Here is a 15,899-nt window from a genome sequence, read left to right on the forward strand (position 1 = left end):
GACAGCCGGTGGCGGGGCGGCTCCATGGCCGTGGCGCGTCGCGGTGGTCAGCGGCGCAGGCGGACCTTCAGACGCCGTCGCGGGCTTCGACGAGAAGGAGGGCGACGTCGTCAGGGTCATCCGGCCGGCGCATGGTGTCGACGAGCCGGGCACAGGTGGCGTCGAGGGGCGGGCTCGCCGTGGCGAGCGTGTCGAGGAGGAGGTCGAGGCGTTCGTCGATGGGGTCCTCGCGGGTTTCGACGAGGCCGTCGGTGTAGAGGAGCAGCTGGTCGCCCCGGTGCAGCGGGACGGTGGTGGAGTCGAAGTCGACGCCACCGACGCCGAGCGGGGCCCCGGTCGGCAGGTCGAGCGGGCCGGGCCGGTGACCGGGGCGGGTGAGGATGGGCGGAAGGTGCCCGGCGTTGGCGACGCGGCACCGCTCGGTGCGCGGATCGAAGATGGCGTAGAGGCACGTGGCGATGTAGTGCTCCAGGTCGTGCGTGAGCTGGTCGAGTTGGTGGAGGACCTCTTCCGGGGGGAGGTCGAGGGCCGCATAGGCGCGGGCGGCCGTGCGCAGCTGGCCCATGGTGGCGGCGGCGTCGATGCCGTTTCCCATGACGTCGCCGATGACGAGGGCCGTCTTGCCCCCCGTTAGGGGAATGACGTCGTACCAGTCGCCTCCGACCTCGTTGGCCGCCTGGGCGGGCCGGTACAGGGAGGCGATCTTCAGACCGGGCCGCTGGGGCGAGGTGGGCGGCAGCAGGCTGCGCTGCAGGGTTTCGGCGGCGGTCCGTACGTGCTGGTGCCACCGGGCGTTGTCGATCGCGATGGCGGCCCGGGCGGCCAGTTCGCGGGCGAGCAGGACGTCGTCCGAGTCGAAGGGGGCGGGGTTCTGCGCACGCAGCAGGTCGAAGGCGCCGAGGACCTCGTCACGGGCGATCAGGGGCACCGCGAGATAGGAGTGCACGCCCGCGCGGGCGAGGGCGTCGGCGGCCTCGGGGCTGCGAGAGATCCGCCGCAGGTCCCGGTCGTCGCAGTGGGTCACGAGGACGGGCTGTCCGGTGCGCACACACTGCGTGATCAGCCGGTCCGGGCCGTAGGCGGACACCTCGCCGACCGGATCGGCCGCGTCGGTGACTTCGGTGGGAACGGCGGAGGCGACGGCCAGCGCCCGGAACAGCTCCGGACCATGCGGGTGCGGTGACGGCGTGCGGCAGGACAGAACGTCGTTCAGCACGTCGACCGCGGTCACGTCTGCCAGCAGTGGAACCGCGACCTCGGCGAGTTCCCGGGCGGTCCGCACCACTCCGAGTGTCGTCCCGATCCGGGCGGAGGCGTCCGCGATCAGTGCGAGCCGCCTGCGCGCCCGTTCGGCCTCGGCGGCGGCCAGGTACCGCTCGGTGACGTCGACGACCGAGGAGGCCACACCGATCACCTCTCCGTCGGGCCCGTGGATGCGGTAGTAGGACACGGACCACGCGTGGTCGTGATCAGGATCGGCGCGGGTCCGGGTCACGATGTGCTGGTCGACGCGCGGCGTTCCCGTCGTCAGTACGTGCTGGAGCGCCGATTCCACCGTTGCGGCCCCGTCAGGGGGGTGGATGTCGCGGGGGCGTCTGCCGACGTGATCGGCGGCCGACAACCCGTTGATCCGTTCCAGCGCGGGATTGACCAGCCGGTAGCGAAGTTCGGTGTCCAGCAGGGCGAACCCGACCGGCGCCTGCGAGACCAGTTGCTCCGACGACGCCAGCCGGCTCTCCACTCCGTGCAGCGCCGTCTGGTCGACGGCGATCCCCAGCGCGTACACGTCCCCGAGGTCATCCAGCAGCCGTACGTTGCGGAACTCCACCAGCCGCGTCGACCCGTCCCGGTGCCGGACCGGGAACACTCCGGCCCAGCTCTGCCCCGAAGCCATCACCCCGGCGAACAGCTCCACCGCCCGGTCCCGGTTCTCCTCGCTGAGCAGCAGCCGGGCCGCGTACTGTCCGAGCGCCTCCTGCGTCGGGTATCCGAACGTGTCAGTGGCCTGCGGGCTCCAGAACACGATGCGGCCCTCGGGGTCCACCACGATCGCCGCGACATTCAGGAGATCCAGCAGTCTCGCCCCCGCCTGCCGGCCCGCGGGGGCGCCGGACTCCGCGGCGTCGGAGCCCTCGGCTTCGGGCGGGGCGTCGTGGGCCATCGCTGCTCCCTCCACTCCCCCGCCCCGGCGGCACACACCGTGCCGCCGGCTGAGCGCTTCCTCCCATGCTGCGCCCGAGGCGGCGCCGGGGGCATCCTGGGAGGACGGGAGGTCCAGGGCCGAACCCGCGATCCTCGTCCTTCCCCTCGCCGCTCTCCGGCCCGAGCGGCCGGCGGGTCGGTGAGGCATGGACCCGGTGTCCGGTGGGCAGGGGCGGTCGCCCGCGCAGTCGACCCGCCCCCGGCTCTCCGGGAACGCCGCATGCCGCCCGCACAACAGAATCCGTTGCCCGGTGTCGAGCCCCGTGAGAGCATCGAGCCCCCACAGGCCGTCTCCTTTCGTCCGCGCTTCACCGCGCGAAGGAAAGAATGCGGGCCTTTGCTCTGTCCACGGTTTGAGAAATCCATCAAGATCTGCGAATGACGGGTACCGCTCGATGCGCACAACGGAGTCGGCAGAAGCCTCTGTCGAGGATGCGAACAACGTAGTGATCGCATCCTCGACGGCGCGGGACAACTACTTGGTCAGAAACTTCTTCGGGTCCGTCGTCACTCCGGAGGGCCTTGCCTCCGGTTCGTACGACCTCACACAGAAGAACGTCTACCTGTGTGGCGATCTATCGGCGATCAAAAGCCGTCAACTGCACGCTGCCGCCCGGGTTTTCGTCGTACGTGAACTGTCGCACGGTCGCGATGAGGACGTCGACGAGCGTTGGACGCCCATCGACTCGGGCCGGGTGCCGATACGTGTACACGGCCTCGGCGTGTACTACCGCCGCTTCTTCGCTCCCGACGCCGATCACTTCGGACGGATACGTGCGGAGCACGCGTTCCAGTCCCTGACGGAGTCGACCAAACCCGGCACGGCCCATCGCAGCGGGATTTATCTGACGCCCGTCACACAGAATGGCGACGACCTGGAGTTCCGCCTGCTCCGGTGCTCCACGAACCTCTCGGGGCCGACCGAGAACTTCGGCCCGACCGACACCAGCGTGGTCGAGGCTCTGAACCACGAGGCCGACTCGGTTTTCCGGAACCATGCACCGCTCAATCACGTTCTCGCCCAGATTTACCACAACACCTCTGCCACGGCCGAGCGCAAGCAGTCCAAGGCGAAGATCTCGGCCCATGCCGACAAGACCAAGGACATGCCCGCTCACGGCACCATGGCCTTCTGCACCTTCTACGACCGGCTCGACCGGCTGCGGCCGCCGGCCGAAGATTCCTTCGACTACGGAGTCAAGGGAGTCAGCGGGCTGACGGAGCTCCGCTTCCGCCTCAAGGAGCCGGCTCAGGAACATGACGGGGACGCGCTTCCCTCGCAGTTCTCCCTGACTCTTTATCCCGGCTCCGTTTTCTTCATGCCGCTGTCCACCAACCGGTTGTACACGCACGCGATTCGCCCCTCGTCGCTGGCCGTCGAGTCGCTTCCGACCCGCCTGGGGTACGTGGTGCGCTGTTCGAGTACCGAGGCCGTTCACAGGAACGGCCACACGTTCATCAAATCGGCCGGAGAGCCGGTGAAGCTGGGTCCCCCCACACCGGACGGCGTGCTGGAACTGCGCAGGCTGTACGCCGAGGAGAACAGGACCTCGTCCTTCATCGACTACGGCGACAGGTTCCCCTTCAGCATGAACACGGGGGACTACCTTGCCCCCACTGTCTAGCATTCCGGGCGGGATCATCGCGTGCACGTTGCCGGGGGAGCGCGATCTCTTCGCGGAGCTGTCCGCCTCCGCTCGATCGGAAGACGTGGGGAAGGGCCGCAAGGGCGCCGTGCTCACCAAGGCCGACGAAGCGGGTGGCGTGCCCCTCGTACGCACCACCACTCGCTACGGCATCCCTGCGCAGCGATTCCGGCCGGTGCACGAAGAGTTGGCCCAGCGGATTCAGGAACGCGCGGCGCTTCCGGTCGGTTTCAACAACGCTCTTCTGGAGAGCTACACGAACGCCTACGCAACCATGGGTCTTCATTCGGACCAAGCGCTCGATCTGGCCGAAGGTTCCTTTATCGCCGTCTTCTCCTGCTATCAGCACCCCGAGGCGAGCCCGCCGAGGAAGCTGATCTTCGAATCGAAGGAGCCCGACGGCGAGAGGTTCGAGATCCCTCTCGCTCATCACAGCATCGTCGCGTTCTCCGTCGCATCGAATCGGCGGCTCAGGCATAAGATCGTCCTGGACGCGCCCGCCCGGAAGGCGGAGAACCAGTGGCTGGGCATGACGTTCCGGACATCCAAGACCTTCGTCCGATTCCGCGACGGGAAGGTATACCTCCCTCAGGGCACGCCCCTCACCTCGGCGGACGACGAGCAGAGGCAGGAGTTCTACCGACTGCGGCGCCGGGAGAACAAGGAAGCGGACTTCGTCTACCCGCCGCTGACCTACACCATCAGCGAGAGCGATCTGCTGCCGCCGAGTTCCCCGCCGGCCGGGCAGGGAGATGTCCGCTGACTTCATCGGTTTCGAAGCGTCCAAGAGGTACGCGCCAGGGCCGGGCCGCTCAGTCGCGCCACCACGGCTCACGCACGTACAGGGTCTCCTCGCCCGTGCACCCCGCACCGTTGGAGAGCTCGTCCGTGTCCAGGTTCCACCCGACGACGCCACTCCCCTTGCGGCTCAGCTCGATCAGGCGGTTGCTCTCGGTCCGTGTGCCGTCGGTGACCTCACAGCGGACGATCGAGGTCCACGCCTGCCCGTTCAGCGCGGCGACGAAGGACAGTACCGGGAGCGCGAGGGTCGTCAGTCCCAGCGCCGCCCACTGCTCCAGGGCGGCCGCCCGTCGCAGCACCCGCGACGGGCGGTAGCCGTTGTCGCGGAATGGTCCCGCTCCCGTCCGCCGACCACGGTGTCCGTGCGGGCGCCGTCTGCCGGTTCGGTACTCCACCACGACGCCCTTGCGCAGCACATAGGCGCCGAGCCCGGTGCCCAGACCCCACCAAGGTCCGAAGAAGCACCCGATCACCACCCCCACCGCGACCGGATTGACGACGGTCAGCGCCACCCGCTGGAGCGCCCGCAGGACACCGCCTTCCACCGGGACGGCCCCGCGCGCCGCGAACAGGGCGAAAACGACTCGGGAGACGACGACGGCCAGCACGGAGGCGAGGAGCGGGTCGGTGAGCACCATTCCGATCAGGACGTCCGGCCAGTTGGCTGGTTCCATACCGATGAACACGTCGCGTGCCGCGGTGCCGCCGCCGACCGTGTACGCGACCTCCGTCACCGGCACCGCCAGCGCCACCGCCAGCAGCACCGTGTGCCCGGGGCCGCCCTTGCGGTCGGCCGACCGGGCCGCCTCCTCCTCGTCGGGGCCGGGGAACCCGTCGCCGCCCGTGTCCGACGTCAGCGCCACGACGGCTGCCGATGCCCGACGGCGGAGGGCCGGAGGCGGGCCGGACCGGCGAGGGCGCTTCCCGCCCGCGCGTCGGCCCGGCAGCCGGCCCCTGGGACGGCGGCCGGCCGTTCACCGGCATCGGCGGAGTGTACGAGGGCCATGGGCGTTCCTGCCTCCCGGTGCGGCTGACGGGGCGGCGTGCGAACGCCGTGCCTGCTCAGCACCCTCTCCCTCTCACCGCGCGCCGGCCACCGGCACTACGCCGGCCGGGTCGGCGCAGTGCCGGCCGGCGTTCCTTCCGGCGTTTCGGGAGTCCGGTCGGAGCCGGCGGCCCTCGAGGGCCCGGCTCGCAGAGGGCTCCCGGGACGACAGCACACGCCGCACCGCCGGAAGTCCGCTCGGCCGCACCGTTTGCGGAGCGAGGGAGGCCGCCCCGCCCGCGGAGGCGGCTTCCTGACGGCGCTGAGGCACAGGCGTCGCCCGTGCCCCGTCACGCCGCGAGGCCGCGCACGAGGTCGGAGGTCGATGATGGCCTCCGCCGGCCGCCGGCGCCGCCGGCCGCGCAACGGACGACGCCGATCGCTCTACCGTCCGGGGGCCGTCCCCCCGGGCGAGCGCGAGAGGTGAACACGCAGGAGTTCCGCCACTTCGGGGGCGGCCTGCTCCGGAATCCAGTGCCCGACTCCGGTCAGGGTGTGGGAGGTGTACGGGCCGGACACGAACCTGGGGGTGTGCCGGCCGCCGGCCGGGCCGAGGGCCGGGTCGCTGTCGCTGTCGATGAACAGCGTCGGGACGGTGATCCGGGCCGGCCCGCCCGGGGCGCTGAAGGGCATCGCCCGGTACCAGTTGAGGGCGGGGGTGAGAGCGCCCGAGGCCAGCAGGGCCTCCATGTCCCGGGCAAGGTTGGCCGCGGTCTGCCCCGTCGCCATGCGCTCGGCGGCACGGGGTGCCGCCGCCGGATCGATACGACGCAGCAACAGCTCGGGAAGCCACGGCAGCTGGAAGAAGTACATGTACCAGGACATCAGGAACTGGCGGCTGGTGAGGAGGGCCCGTACGAACGCGGCGGGGTGCGGCACGGAGAGGGCGGTCAGGGTCGCCACCGCGTCCGGCCGTGCGGCGGCCAGCGTCCAGGCGACGGCGGCGCCCCAGTCGTGCCCGACGATGTGCACCTTGCGGCCGGAGGGCTCGGCCGCCTCGATGAGGGCGACGACGTCCTCGGTGAGCTGGGACATGCGGTAGGAGAACCTGCCGCGCGGCCGGGCCCGGGGGGAGTACCCTCGCTGATCGGGCGCCAGCGTGCGGTACCCCGACGCGTGCAGCAGAGGGGCTAACAGATCCCAGGAGCTCGCCCGCTGGGGGAACCCGTGCAGGAGCACCACGATCTCCCCGTCGAGCGGCCCCCGGTCCACGACGTCGAAGACCAGGCCGTCGCGCCGGAACGACGTGAGCCGCCCGTCCTCCCCGCTCCCGGCCGTCACCGGTGGGCCCCCGGGCCGTGGAAGACGCGGACGGGGCCCCGGGACACGGGGCGGGTGCGGACGGGGTCGTCCGCCACGGGTCGGGCGTCGTAGATCACGGTGTTCGTCGTTCCTCCGTCGGATCGGGCCTCGCCCCTCGTACGCGACGAGCCGGCCCGGCCCGTCGCCCATCGTCGTATGCCCCCATGAAACCCCTTTGAAACCAGGAGAGTTGGACACGGCTCCCATCGGTTCCTGGAGCGGCCTCACACCTCCGCGGTCCGGGCCGGCTCCGCCCGGCGGAGTTCGTGGGCTTCGGCGAGAAGGAGGTAGCCGCTGGCGGTCCAGGTGTAGGCGCGGTCACGCAGACCGGTGCCGGTGAGGGCGTCGAAGTTCTCGGCGAAGCCGGAGGTCTCGCACAGGGCCCGGAAGCGAGCACTGACGGACTCGGCGAGGCGCAGGTGCCCTGCGCGACGCAGTCCGTCCTCGATGAGCACGGTGGACGGGGCCCAGATCGGTCCACGCCAGTAGCCGTCGGAGAGGTAGCACGGGGACGCCGGGTGTTCGGTCGCCAGCCCGTGCTCGGTCAGGTGGGTCTCCAGCCCGCGTGCCAGCGCCGCGCTGATGGGCTCCGGCAGATGCTCGCCCAGCGCCATGGGCATCAGGTCGAGGAGGCTGGAGCTGCCCCACGTGGTGCCGCCGTCGGCCGAGCGGGCGATGAACCGGCCGCCGTCCCACAGCTCGTCGAGCATCGCCCGCTGTGTCCTGTCGGCCTCCCGGGTCCACCGGCGGGCGTCGTCGAGCCGGTCCAGTTCTAGTGCCAGGGAGGCCAGTTCGCGCAGTTGCAGGACGAGGAACGCGGCGAGGTCGGCGGTGACGACGACACGCTCGGGATCGAAGGTGGTGGCGTTGTCCCACCCGCTGTCATTGCCGTGCTGGTAGTGGGGCAGGGCGGCTCCGGGGGCGCGGCGTACGGTGAGCCAGAAGTCCGTCCAGCGGGCGAGCTTGTCGTAGGCGTCGGTGAGCCTTTCCGTCCCGACGCCTCCGGCGAGCCGTCGGCGCAGGTGGCCGAAGGCCCACCCGTGAATGGGGGGTTTGACGAAGTTGTGCAGCACTTCGGAGTGGGTGACCGAGTCCGGCAGGGCCCCGCTTTCGTCCTGCTGGTCGAAGGGCAGGACGAACTGGTCCCAGGCCAGACCCGGATCGCCCGGAGCGAGGGCGAGGGCGTTGAAACAGTGGTCCCAGCTCCACACCTTGTCCATCCAGTGTTTGGACATGAGGACGGCGGTCCTGGTCACGAAGCCCTTCGGCCGGACGGTCGCGGACCACAGCACGTAGGCGGCGAGTTCCGCGGCCGGCGTGGCGGGAGAGCGCCACGGCGCGATGGCGTCGCAGAAGGCCGCGAAGGCGGTCCGGGCGGCTTCCACGACCTGGTCGAAGTCCGCGGAGGCGGCGAAGGGCCGGCGCGCGGTCTCGTACTCCTCGACCGCGATCTCCCAGCTTCCGTCGCCGGAGGCGCCGATCGTGACGCCGCGGTCGGCGCTGCCGAGAGTCTGCTGCCCGGCCGCCCGGGCCACAGCCCCGGCCAGCAGGGTGATCCGGTAGCGGCGGCCGGTCTCGTAGGAGGTGAAGACGTACGCGTCGGCGTGCGGCTCCCGGTAGAAGTAGGTGCCGCTGAACGGGGTCAGGGCCCGCGTCGCCGCGAGGATGCGCAGCTGGAGGCCGCTGCCCCGCAGCCGTACGGTGTCGGGCGACTCGAAGGCGAGGTCGACGCGCCCGGCGGGGCCGGCCCAGCTCGACTACCGGAACCACGTCGTGTACGTGCCGTTCAACGAGCCCGAGGGGAACATGTTCGGCTCGGGCCGATGGAGCTACGACAACGTCTCCTGGCTGGACCGGCCGGAGCAGTTCTTCGCCGCGTGGAAGGAGGTCTACCACCTGATCAGGAGCCTGGACCCCGACGCGCGCATCGCGGGCCCCAACACCTCGCAACTCTTCGACCAGGTCAAGGGGTTCCTCGCCTACGCCAAGGCTCACGACGTGGTGCCGGACGTGATGACCTGGCACGAGCTGTCCTCGCCCGCCGCCGTCCGCACGAGTGTGGCCACGTACCGGAGCTGGGAGAAGGAGACGGGGGTCGGCCCGCTGCCGGTCAACGTCAACGAGTACGGCCACAACTACCACCTCTCGGTGCCCGGGCAGGTCGTCCAGTGGGTCTCCGCCATCGAGGAGTCGAAGATCGACGCCGATCTGGCGTACTGGAACATCGACGGCAACCTCAACGACTCCGCCGTGGAGGCCAACAAGGGCAACGGCCAGTGGTGGCTGTTCAACGCCTACGGCCAGATGTCCGGCCACACCGTCGAGGTGACCGCCCCGCACCCGAACGTGCAGTACACCCTCCAGGGCGTGGCGACCCTCGACGAGCGCAAGAGGCAGTCCCGGGCGGTCTTCGGCGGCAAGAGCGGCGATGCGGACATCGTCTTCCGCAACGTCGACCCCCGACTGTTCGGAACGACCGTGCACGCCACCGTGCAGGAGATCCCCTGGACCGGTCAGGTCGGCGACTCCGCGCAGCCCCTGCGGCTGTCGGACCGCAAGGCCGAGGTCGGCGCGGACGGTTCGGTGACCCTGCCGATGCGGGACATGAACGAGATGTCGGCGTACCAGGTCATCCTCTCCCCCGGCGCCAACGGCGCACCGGTCGCGCCCTCGGTCGGCTGGCGCAAGACGTACGAGGCGGAGAACGCCACGTACACCGGCTCCGGCTACTCCAGGAACGGCCCGGAGGGGACACCCTCGGACGTCGGCAGGTTCGCCACCTCCGGAACGTACAACGTGGGCGGTCTGCGCACCGGCTCCGACGGGGTGCTCGCCTTCGACGTCGACGTCCCGCAGGACGGCGCCTACGACCTGAGCGTCTTCGCCAACTCCTACAACATGTACGACCTGGTGAAGGAGCAGGGCCCGACCAACGTCTTCCTGCGCGTCGACGGCAAGGACCCGCAGGAGCTGCGGCTGCCGCTGGGCTACAAGTGGGTGGTGTGGGGTCACACCGACACCACCGTGGCGCTGACCGCCGACCGGCACCGGATCACGCTGGCCGCGCAGGACCCTGACCTCGGGGTCACCAAGGGCGACGCGATCATCGACAAGATCGACCTCGGTCTGCGCGACGCGCGGGTCTCGCGCCCCGCCGTGTACGAGGCCGAGTACGCCACGGTCCACGGGGCCCAGCCGGTCTACACTCACGCCGGCGCCTCCGGACCCGGCACGGTGCCGCTCGGCGGCGGCGCTTCCACGACGTTCTGGGTCCACTCCCCCGACGACAGCGAGTCCACCGTCTCCGTGGACCACCTGGGCGGCGGCCGGGCGACGCTGGCCGTCAACGGCGAGAAGGCGGACCTGCCTGCGGTGGGGGCCGCCAGGAAGGGCACGACCGCGGTCAAGGTGTTTCTGTCCGGCGGCATCAACAAGATCACCCTGACCGGCGCGTCGGGCGGGCTGGTCCTCGACCGCCTGCGGGTCGCGAAGTCGCGGGGCGCTCTGAAGCCCTCCGTCCACCAGGCCGAGGACGGTTCCGTCACCGGCGCGGCCAAGGTGACCGGGGGCCACACCTTCGCCGCCGGCGGCGAGGCCGTCACCGGCATCGGCCACGGGACGGCCAACGCCCTCGCCCTCGACGTGACGGCGGCCAAGGCCGGCCGGCACGCGCTGACCATCCGCTACTCCAACGCCGAACAAGCGCCCGCCACCCACTACAACCCCGACCCGGTCGCACGCCACGCGGACCTGTCGGTCAACGGAGGAGCGGCTCGCCGCGTGCTGTTCCCGACCACCTTCCACTTCAACAACTTCTGGGAGCTGACCCTCCCGGTCACCCTCCGGGAGGGCACGAACCGGCTGTCGTTCACGGCGGACGAACTGCCCGACTTCGACGGGGACACGTACAACCAGTACGACCAGCGGTCACCGTACGCACCCGTGATCGATCAGGTAGCCGTGACGCCGCTGTCCGCCCCGTAGGGCCGGGAGTCGCCGAGGCGGGGCGTCCGGAGTCCCACGACGCCCCGCCTCGGCCCTCGCCGTGCGGTGACACCCCTCCCCGGGCGCGGACGTCCCTGCCGCGGCCACGCGTTATTCGGCTGCCGGTTTCCTCGCGGCGGGCTAAGGTCTCGCGCATGTCCGAACCTGTCACGATTCGCCAGTACACCCCCGCGGACGAGGACGCCTCGATGGACGTGTGGTCCAGGGCGAGTCTCGTCGCCCATCCCTTCATTCCCGGCGAGGGCGAGGGCGAGCGCGCACGCAAGATGCGCGAGATCTATCTCCCCCACGCCGAGAACTGGGTCGCCGAGTCGAACGGCCGCGTGGTGGCTCTCCTGGGCCTGCTGGACGCGGAGATCGGCGGGCTCTTCGTGGCGCCGGAGGCGCAGGGAGCGGGCGTGGGCCGCCGCCTGGTCGAGCACGCGGCTGCGCTGCACGGCTCGTTGACGCTCGACGTGTACGAGAAGAACGCGCGGGCCCGTGACTTCTACTCCCGCATGGGCTTCGTGGAGGAGAGCCGCCGCGTCGACGAGGAATACGACGAAGTCATGCTCAGGCTCGTCCGGCCGGACCGGAGGACCTCGGCCTGACCCCGTGCGCCCGCTGACCGGAGCGTGTCCGGGGCGCGCCGATGGGGGGCGCTCCCGGACACGCTCCGGTCAGCGGACTCCCCCGGTCAGCTGTCGCCGCGATCACGCAGCCAGGTGTCCGACTCGCGGAGATAGCGGTCCAGCCGGGCCGCCCCGGCCAGCATCGCACGTCCCCGGGCTGCCAGCCGGGCGTGCCAGTCGCACAGGGCGACCGCCAGCGGCTCCACACCTCCGGCCGTCCTCACCCGGGCCATCAGCGGCGCGATCCGCTCCAGTCGGTAGCCGCCCCGCCTGAGCTGGTGAACCAGCCCGGCGTCCCGGACATCGGCCCCGGCGTACACCCGGTACCCGGTGCGCGGGTCGCGGCGCGGGGTCAGGAGCCCGGCACGCTCCCACTTCCGCAGGGTGGCGGGCCCGACCCCCAGCTTCCGCGCCAGCGGCCCCACGAACACGCCGCCGGTGCTCGACGCGTCGTCGGGTGCGGGTATCGCGCCCGGGCCCAGATCGCGGAGGGCCTCCTCTACGGCTCGCAGTGTCCGCCGGTCCTCCAGGAGCCGGGCGTGGCTCTCGTCGACGAGGCGGAACGCCTCCTGCGGCTCGTCGCGGTTCACCGCCCGCATGATCGATGTCGCGGTTCCGTGCCCGTGCCCGGGGATCAGTGCGAGGAACGCCTCCAGGGCGTACGCGTGCAGCGGAGTGTACGTGCGATAGCCGTGGGGGGAGCGACCGGCCGCCGGGAGGATTCCCGCCGCCTCGTAGTTCCTGACGGCCTGCGTCGACAATCCGTGCCGACGGGCGAGGTCCACCGGCCGGAGGTGTTCAGCGGTTTGAAGCTTTCTCCCCATGTCACGGAGCGTATCGCGGCAAAGTCTCAACCGAGGGTTCAGCGATACGGTTGAAGCCATGGCAGACGACATCAAGGACATCGCTCACGCCGTCGAGGCGGCCTCCGTCATGGGGCTGTTCCCCTCCCCGCCCCGGATGCTGGCGCTGGGCGAGCCCACCCATGGAGTGGACGCTCCTCTCCGCCTGCGCAACGCGCTCTTCCGGCGCCTTGTCGAACAGGAGGGCTACCGGACGATCACCATCGAGAGCGACTGCGTGGCGGGCCTGCTGGTGGATCACCACGTGACGACGGGCGCGGGCACACTGGACGAGGTGATGGAGCAGGGGTTCAGCCACGGCCTCGGAGCCTCTGCGGCCAATCGTGAACTGGTCCGCTGGATGCGCGCGTTCAACGAGGGCCGGCCCGCACCCGACCGGCTCCGCTTCGCCGGCTTCGACGGCCCTCTGGAGATGGCTCACGCCGCGAGCCCCCGGGAAAGCCTCATGTCGCTGCACCGCCTGCTCGCGGACCATGTGGACACGGGTCTGCTTCCCTGCACCGCCGAGAGGCTCGACCGCCTGCTGGGCGCCGACGACCGGTGGACCGACCCGGCGGCGATGCTGGATCCGTCCGTGTCCTTCGGGCGGTCGGCCGAGGCGGGGGAACTGCGGCTGCTCGCCGACGATCTGGGGGCGCTGCTCGACGCGTGGACGCCGCACCTGATCACGGTGGCCTCGCGGGAAGCGTTCGAGCGCACGCTCCTGTACGCGCGGGCCGCCACCGGCCTGTTGCGCTACCACTTCTGGATGGCCGACACCTCACCGCACCGTCTGTCACGGCTTGTGGGCCTGCGGGACCAGATGATGGCCGGCAATCTCCTCGCGCTCGCCGAACGCGGTCCGGTTCTGGTGCACGCCCACAACAGCCATCTCCAGCGGGATCTGAGCTCGATGCGGATGGGCGGGCGGCGACTGGAGTGGTGGAGTGCGGGCGCCCTCGTGGACGCCCGCCTGGGCGAGGAGTACGGCTTCCTCGCCACCGCGTTCGGCACGATGCGGCACCAAGGGGTCGACGTTCCGCCGCCGGACACCCTCGAAGGAGCCCTGTACACGCTCCCGGCGGACGCCTGCCTGCTGGGGGCCTCCGAGCTGGCAGGCGCCCTCGGAGCCGCTGTCCCCGAACGGCGCGCCTCCCCCTACTTCGGCTACGCCCCGCTCGACCCGGCCCACCTGGACCGTATCGACGGAATCGTGTTCATGAAGGACGTCCCGGAGGACTGAGCGAAAGCCGTCCGTCACCGGCGACCGGGCCCATGGGGCCGGGCCCGGGACCCGGCCCCGGGCCGGGCGCGGACGTGGCGTGCGTCTGGTTCACTCTGGGCCCACCGGCCCGCCCGGTCGGCCTGAACCGGTCCGGCCGCAGACGGTGGCGTCCCCCCCGCCCGGGCTCCGCGCCGCGACCGGTTGACTGACGACCCGCTGCCGGGGTACTCGACCGCAGGTGGCCGCGGTCGGAGCGTGGCCGCGGCAGCGGTGCCGGGAGAGACCGACCCGGGCGCCGAGGAATGGGGCCGGGCGCGGCAAAGGGGCGCCGGCGGGCCGTGGCGGAAGGGATGGTGCCCGTGGAGTGGCTGATCACGGCGGCCGGGGCCGTGCTGGTGGGCGTCGGTCTGCGCGATGTGTTCCATACGCTCTGGCACCCCACCGGGCGGGGCGGCCTGAGCACGGTGATGATGACCGTCGTGTGGCGGCTGACCCGTCGCTTCCCTCCCCACGCGGCGGTCGCCGCGCTCTCCGGCCCTCTGTCGGTCCTCGCCGTGATCCTCATGTGGGCCGTGTTCGTCGTGGCCGGATGGACACTCGTCTACTGGCCCCACATCCCCGACGGCTTCTCCTACGCCCCCGGTCTCAATCCCGAGGAACGCGCCGGCATCGTCGACGGCCTGTACCTGTCACTGATCATGGTCGGCACCCTCGGCCTGGGCGACATCGTCCCCACCGACGCCTGGCTCCGCCTGGCCGCCCCGTTCGAGGCACTGATCGGTTTCGCCCTGCTGACGGCCGCCGTCTCCTAGATCAGCCAGATCTACCCCGCCCTGACCAGAAGACGGCTCCTGGCCCTGCGGCTGGCGTCCCTGCGCGCCGTGGGCGGCCTCCCGCCGCCGCCCGGGGCCGCGGCCACCGCGGTCCTCCTCCAGCACCTGGCCCAGGAGGTGGACCACGTCCGCCTCGACCTCGCCCAGCATGCTGAGACGTACTACTTCCACGACGGTGAACCGGATGCCTCCCTGGCCTCGATGGCCGGTTACGCCGCCGACCTCGCCCTTCAGGGGCAGCACTCCCGCGACGCGGCCGTCCGCATGAGCGCCGCCATGCTCGGCGGATCCCTCGAGAACCTCGCCCGGACCCTGCGGGCCCAGTTCCTCCACCGCGGCGAAGACGCCCGTGGGGTCTTCGCCGCGTACGCCGCCGACCACGGCCACCCCCTGGCACGCGCCTGAACCGGTTCCGTCGCCTCCGTGCCACGGTCGGCCCGAGGGGCCGCGGACGGTGGCGAGCGGACCCGCGGCGCTCGGCATCGGCCGCCCGTCCGCGTGGCCGTGGACATCACCGGGGCATCCCGTCGGGCCGTGACGCGGTGACCACCGCTGAGGACCGCCTCCGCGGACGCTCTCTGTCGCTCACCGCCCGCGGAGGCGGCGAGAGCCTCTACCGTGCGGGGAGTGGGCCCGGCGTACTGGGGCGTGTCTCGGAAGTACGTGCGGTACCCCGCGTGGCGGTGACATCCATGGCCGGTGTTCTCGTCCGATCATGCGGGCGCCGTGTTCTTCGATGTCGACGGCACCCTCGTCCCAGGCACGAGTTCGTCGGTCTTCCTGGCCGGCTTCCTCGGCCGTCGGGACGAGTCGGCCAAGGCCGAGGATGCCTATGCCTCCGGTGACCTGGACAACCGACAAGGCTCGGAGCTGGATGCCAAGGGCTGGGCGGGTGTGTCCGAGGATCAGGTCTCCGGCCGGCTCGACGGGCTTCCCCTGGTCTCCGGCATCGCCGAGACCGTGGGCTGGTGCCGGCAAACGGGTTGGCGCCCGTGCTGGCCACACTGGCCTGGTCGCCGGTCGGCAGTTACCTGACCGACCGTTTCGGCTTCCACGCGTTTCAGCGGACCTCGGCTGGAGATCACCGGCAGTCGCTTCACCGGCCGCGTCGCCCGCCACTTCGACGAGCACGACAAACGAGACTTCGCCCTCGAACGCGCCCGGGAGCTCGGGCTGACCCTCCGTTCGTGCGGGGCCGTCGGAGACAGCCGCTCCGACCTGCCCTTGTTCGCCTCCGTCGCACTGAGTGCGGCGTTCGATGCCTCGGCCGGAGCACGGGCGGCCGCGACCGTCACGGTGGACGGCGGCGACCTCGGGGCGTGCTCCCCGCCCTGAGCCGCTTGGTCACAGCCACTCGTTGACCGCTACGAGGACGGCCGCTCGTAGC

12 protein-coding genes and 1 pseudogene are annotated in these 15,899 nt (G+C 71.2%); 8 read left to right on the top strand and 5 right to left on the bottom strand.

Annotated features, from left to right (window positions below; translation table 11 throughout):
* Window positions 1-67: 67 nt before the first annotated feature.
* Complete coding sequence (locus tag ACIQMU_RS22995; RefSeq protein ID WP_402689576.1) at window positions 68-2,161, bottom strand: SpoIIE family protein phosphatase; 2,094 nt, start codon at window positions 2,159-2,161, stop codon at window positions 68-70.
* A 436-nt stretch (window positions 2,162-2,597) separates the two neighbouring features.
* Between ACIQMU_RS22995 and ACIQMU_RS23000 the strand changes: the two genes are divergently transcribed.
* Both ACIQMU_RS23000 and ACIQMU_RS23005 read left to right on the top strand, forming a co-directional pair.
* On the top strand, window positions 2,598-3,827 hold the full coding sequence (locus ACIQMU_RS23000; RefSeq protein ID WP_352242489.1) for a hypothetical protein: 1,230 nt from the start codon (window positions 2,598-2,600) through the stop codon (window positions 3,825-3,827).
* The gene (locus ACIQMU_RS23005) at window positions 3,811-4,611 is read left to right on the top strand and encodes a hypothetical protein (protein WP_402689577.1); all 801 of its coding nucleotides are present in this window, start codon (window positions 3,811-3,813) and stop codon (window positions 4,609-4,611) included. Before ACIQMU_RS23000 ends, ACIQMU_RS23005 begins: the two co-directional genes overlap by 17 nt.
* Window positions 4,612-4,660: 49 nt before the next feature.
* On the opposite strand, the gene ACIQMU_RS23010 is transcribed toward ACIQMU_RS23005, so the two are convergent.
* From ACIQMU_RS23010 to ACIQMU_RS23020, 3 genes are all read right to left on the bottom strand, one after another.
* Complete coding sequence (locus ACIQMU_RS23010; RefSeq protein ID WP_352242604.1) at window positions 4,661-5,506, bottom strand: hypothetical protein; 846 nt, start codon at window positions 5,504-5,506, stop codon at window positions 4,661-4,663.
* A gap of 572 nt (window positions 5,507-6,078) precedes the next feature.
* Complete coding sequence (locus ACIQMU_RS23015; RefSeq protein WP_352242487.1) at window positions 6,079-6,975, bottom strand: alpha/beta fold hydrolase; 897 nt, start codon at window positions 6,973-6,975, stop codon at window positions 6,079-6,081.
* A gap of 245 nt (window positions 6,976-7,220) precedes the next feature.
* The gene (locus ACIQMU_RS23020) at window positions 7,221-8,531 is read right to left on the bottom strand and encodes an amylo-alpha-1,6-glucosidase (protein ID WP_402689578.1); all 1,311 of its coding nucleotides are present in this window, start codon (window positions 8,529-8,531) and stop codon (window positions 7,221-7,223) included.
* A 91-nt stretch (window positions 8,532-8,622) separates the two neighbouring features.
* Between ACIQMU_RS23020 and ACIQMU_RS23025 the strand changes: the two genes are divergently transcribed.
* Together ACIQMU_RS23025 and ACIQMU_RS23030 are read left to right on the top strand one after the other, a co-directional pair.
* A complete protein-coding gene (locus ACIQMU_RS23025; protein ID WP_402689579.1) occupies window positions 8,623-10,980 on the top strand; it encodes a cellulosome protein in 2,358 nt (785 codons plus the stop codon).
* A gap of 155 nt (window positions 10,981-11,135) precedes the next feature.
* Window positions 11,136-11,591 carry a GNAT family N-acetyltransferase gene (locus tag ACIQMU_RS23030; protein ID WP_352242482.1) on the top strand — a complete coding sequence of 152 codons (456 nt, stop codon included), beginning with the start codon at window positions 11,136-11,138 and terminating at the stop codon, window positions 11,589-11,591.
* An 86-nt stretch (window positions 11,592-11,677) separates the two neighbouring features.
* On the opposite strand, the gene ACIQMU_RS23035 is transcribed toward ACIQMU_RS23030, so the two are convergent.
* The gene (locus ACIQMU_RS23035) at window positions 11,678-12,436 is read right to left on the bottom strand and encodes a TioE family transcriptional regulator (RefSeq protein ID WP_402689580.1); all 759 of its coding nucleotides are present in this window, start codon (window positions 12,434-12,436) and stop codon (window positions 11,678-11,680) included.
* 58 nt (window positions 12,437-12,494) lie between these two features.
* Here ACIQMU_RS23035 and ACIQMU_RS23040 point away from each other — a divergent pair, with 58 nt between their 5' ends.
* The 4 genes and pseudogenes from ACIQMU_RS23040 to ACIQMU_RS23055 all read left to right on the top strand — a co-directional run bounded on the left by ACIQMU_RS23040 (window position 12,495) and on the right by ACIQMU_RS23055 (window position 15,873).
* On the top strand, window positions 12,495-13,697 hold the full coding sequence (locus ACIQMU_RS23040; RefSeq protein ID WP_352242480.1) for an erythromycin esterase family protein: 1,203 nt from the start codon (window positions 12,495-12,497) through the stop codon (window positions 13,695-13,697).
* Between the two features lie 341 nt (window positions 13,698-14,038).
* On the top strand, window positions 14,039-14,491 hold the full coding sequence (locus ACIQMU_RS23045) for an ion channel (RefSeq protein WP_402689581.1): 453 nt from the start codon (window positions 14,039-14,041) through the stop codon (window positions 14,489-14,491).
* Between the two features lie 69 nt (window positions 14,492-14,560).
* Window positions 14,561-14,917, top strand: a complete 357-nt coding sequence (locus tag ACIQMU_RS23050; protein ID WP_402689582.1) for a hypothetical protein — start codon at window positions 14,561-14,563, stop codon at window positions 14,915-14,917.
* 321 nt (window positions 14,918-15,238) lie between these two features.
* A pseudogene (locus tag ACIQMU_RS23055) lies at window positions 15,239-15,873 on the top strand (HAD family hydrolase).
* Window positions 15,874-15,899 lie beyond the last annotated feature (26 nt).

This window comes from Streptomyces sp. NPDC091649, from assembly GCF_044756785.1.
GTDB lineage: Bacteria > Actinomycetota > Actinomycetes > Streptomycetales > Streptomycetaceae > Streptomyces.

What these genes read in the sequence shown, in the direction of transcription:
- ACIQMU_RS22995 (WP_402689576.1), bottom strand. Translation starts at nt 2,161, where the DNA reads ATGGCCCACGACGCCCCGCCCGAAGCCGAGGGCTCCGACGCCGCGGAG.
- ACIQMU_RS23035 (WP_402689580.1), bottom strand. Translation starts at nt 12,436, where the DNA reads ATGGGGAGAAAGCTTCAAACCGCTGAACACCTCCGGCCGGTGGACCTC.
- ACIQMU_RS23030 (WP_352242482.1), top strand. Translation starts at nt 11,136, where the DNA reads ATGTCCGAACCTGTCACGATTCGCCAGTACACCCCCGCGGACGAGGAC.
- ACIQMU_RS23000 (WP_352242489.1), top strand. Translation starts at nt 2,598, where the DNA reads ATGCGCACAACGGAGTCGGCAGAAGCCTCTGTCGAGGATGCGAACAAC.
- ACIQMU_RS23040 (WP_352242480.1), top strand. Translation starts at nt 12,495, where the DNA reads ATGGCAGACGACATCAAGGACATCGCTCACGCCGTCGAGGCGGCCTCC.